Consider the following 260-nt stretch of genomic DNA (forward strand, 5'->3'; position numbering starts at 1 on the left):
TTTCCGCGCTTTTGCTGTTTCACCCTCCGTCACTTTGCCTACCTTCCCTAATTCCTTCTCCACCAATCGATCATACCCCTCCCCCAACCATACATCCACCCACACAAGCTTCCCATCAACCCCCAACCCAACCATCCCCCTCATCTTCTCCTCCTTCCCTTTCCCCATTTCCTCTCCGCACATCAACACATCCCACTCATAACTTTCTCTTTCTGACAACCACTCCTCCCTTCCGTCATCAACCCTTTTCAAAATATCAT

At 50.0% G+C, this 260-nt stretch carries 1 protein-coding gene; it reads right to left on the bottom strand.

The features are described 5' to 3' along the window. On the bottom strand, positions 1 to 219 hold a 219-nt coding region (locus FS736_RS23805; protein ID WP_144481559.1), incomplete at its 3' end, for a hypothetical protein. Positions 220 to 260: the final 41 nt, after the last annotated feature.

It is taken from the genome of Cytobacillus oceanisediminis 2691 (genome assembly GCF_007678455.1).
GTDB lineage: Bacteria > Bacillota > Bacilli > Bacillales > Cytobacillaceae > Mesobacillus > Mesobacillus oceanisediminis_A.